The organism is Limnofasciculus baicalensis BBK-W-15, assembly GCF_024178385.1.
GTDB lineage: Bacteria > Cyanobacteriota > Cyanobacteriia > Cyanobacteriales > Coleofasciculaceae > Limnofasciculus > Limnofasciculus baicalensis.
In genome coordinates this window covers 1-1212 of record NZ_JAMZMM010000528.1, presented here as the reverse complement: position 1 = coordinate 1212, position 1212 = coordinate 1, and the positions used below count along the sequence as shown (strand labels likewise).

Sequence of the window (1212 nt, the reverse complement as noted above, 5' to 3'; positions counted from 1 at the left end):
AGTCAGGTTTAATTTGGATAGCTCTATCGTAAGATGCGAGTGCTTCTTCTAGTCTCCCTAACTTATCTAGGGTAAAACCCCGGTTACCCCAAGCTTCGTGAGAGTCAGGTTTAATTTGGATAGCACTATCGAAAGATGCGAGTGCTTCTTCTAGTCTCCCTAACTTACCTAGGGCATTACCCCGGTTACACCAAGCTTCGTGAGAGTCAGGTTTAATTTGGATGGCTCTATCGTAAGATGCGAGTGCTTCTTCTAGTCTCCCTAACTCACCTAGGGCATTACCCCGGTTACCCCAAGCTTTGTGATAGTCAGGTTTAATTTCGATAGCTCTATCGTAAGAAACAATAGCGCCGAGAAAATCCCCTCCTTCATCTTGCTGATTACCTCGGTAAAACCACACCTCTGCCTCATCACTATCTTCATTATCAATAGAAATTACCCTATCTGATGGCAATAGTGTCTCCGAAGGTACAGTTATTGTCTCTCCCACATCTTCCCGTATCGGTTTTAACAGTAAATCCCTACCAATATCTGCCGCAATTTGCCCAAATGCCCCACACCCCAACCGACTTAACTTCACCAAACGCCCAGCCAACCGATAATCGGCATCTGGTAATCGCCGCAACTCTCTGCCATACCGCCGCAACCAATCCTGAAAAAAGCGACTATTGATTTGATTGCCCAAATGGTGCGATACATCTCCTTGATTCCACCCGTCACCAACTCCAGCTATCAATTCTGCAAATAGCCGTTGATATTCCCTATCGCTGAGGCGGGGAGATTGTATCCGCGTGCGTCTCTTATTAAATATTGACTGGCTCAACCTAATTAGCCACCGCCACAGTCGCTTTACCATCTCTGTTTGCCAGGGGTTTCTTTCTAATTTAATCTATGGGTAATTACTTTGGCAGGGGGAAAGTCGGTTTTTTTTGTGGGTGCTGACGATAATTCTGTATGGGTGAAGCATTTTAATGCTACTAAAAATTATTGCTGGGCAAGGCTTTTCACAAGTTAATGCTAATAATTTAGCTTGGTTAAATAGTTATTTTTCCAGCGCGAAGGGAGTAAAAAAAATGCTAGAGGGGCGCTAAAGCTAACGGGAGCATCCCGAGAAAGGAAGAAATGCAGGTTGTATTCTTTCTCCCCCCTTTGACAAGGCAGGGCTGTTTCATTCTCAAAATTTACGACAGATTGAAATCTGTCGCTACACAG

Annotated in this window: 1 protein-coding gene; it reads right to left on the bottom strand. The window is 44.5% G+C overall.

What is annotated here, in order from left to right; all coding sequences use genetic code 11:
• Positions 1 to 856, bottom strand: an 856-nt coding sequence (locus NJ959_RS27680; RefSeq protein WP_254014983.1) for a tetratricopeptide repeat protein, incomplete at its 3' end; no start/stop codon positions are given.
• Positions 857 to 1212 lie beyond the last annotated feature (356 nt).